This window comes from Pseudoalteromonas sp. NBT06-2, assembly GCF_002276045.1.
Lineage (GTDB): Bacteria > Pseudomonadota > Gammaproteobacteria > Enterobacterales > Alteromonadaceae > Pseudoalteromonas.
On record NZ_NQMR01000358.1, the window covers coordinates 1 to 1,305 of the forward strand.

General features: G+C 33.9%; 1 protein-coding gene. It reads left to right on the forward strand.

The window, feature by feature from the left end; genetic code table 11:
- Positions 1 to 99: 99 nt before the first annotated feature.
- Positions 100 to 1,032, forward strand: coding sequence for a polysaccharide deacetylase family protein (locus CJF42_RS26035; RefSeq protein WP_095369377.1), 933 nt, complete (start codon positions 100 to 102; stop codon positions 1,030 to 1,032).
- Positions 1,033 to 1,305 lie beyond the last annotated feature (273 nt).

The following is a 1,305-nucleotide window of genomic DNA, read 5'->3' on the forward strand; positions in this document are numbered from 1 at the left end:
CTGCTTTTTGAGAAGTTACAATAACACCCTGTAAGTCATTGAATTTATATAGTTAACGAGTTAAAGTACATAATTAATAAAATATCTATAAGGACAAAGATGAAATTTAAAAGACTACAGTCGACTATGACAATGCTATTCTTATCACTAGGCCTATTAAGTAGTCCTTTTGTAATGGCAAAAGAGATTGCCATTACTTTTGATGACTCGCCAAGATTTGCACAAGGGCTATTAACTGGGCCAGAGCGAGCGAAAAAGCTTATAAGCAACTTATCTAAACACCAAGTAGAGCAAGTTGCCTTTTTCTCAGTCAGTAAACACCTTGATGATGAAGGGACTCGTCGACTTAAAGCCTATAGTGATGCAGGGCATCTTATTGCAAACCATAGCTATGACCATCCTGATTTTAATCAATTATCTTTAGCGCAATATAGTAAAAATTTCTTGAAAGCTGATCAGCAATTAAAGCAATTTTCTACATTCACCAAAATGTACCGCTTTCCTTATTTACGAGAAGGAAATACGAAAGAAAAACTTGATGGTATGCGAGCGCTGTTAAAAAAACACGATTATAAAAATGCATATATTACCTTAAATAATTATGATTGGTATATGGAAAGTCTGTTTCAAGCAGCCATTGCTAAAGGAAATAAGGTAGACCTAAAGCGTATGAGTAAATTCTATGTTGAGGTGTTGATTGAAAGTATCGAATACTATGATGTATTAGCTCAGCAACATTTAGGTCGATCGCCAAAACACGTTTTACTGTTACATGAAATGGATATTTCAGCACTATTTATCGGAGATTTAGTGACAGAATTAAGACAGCGTGGCTGGAAAACAATTACTCCTGAAATGGCATATACCGATGATATTGCCACCATGATGACTAAGCATGTAGGTAAGTATAATCCGGGTAGAGTTGGTGAAATAGCAAGAGATAACGGACAAACAAAAGAACTTTGGCATAAAAGTTTAGATGAGGCCTATTTAACTAAAAAGTTTAATGAACAAGTTTTACTTTTAGAATAAGAAGTTATGACTTGAACTTAATGGATAAACTTAACTTTATTAAGCAACCCCTTATAAAAATCTAAATACCATGCTTTTATGGGTTTTATGCATACTAACTTCATTTCATACTCTAGCGATTGCTGCTTAGATACTTTAGTCTCTAGGCCGAGAGTTAATAAATAAGAATTGATGCTACGCAGCCAAAACATTAAATGTTATGTCGGAATAGCAGACCTTTTCATAGCTCAAAGATTATGTGTAATTTGTCAGTTTATATAAACCTAAGTTCCG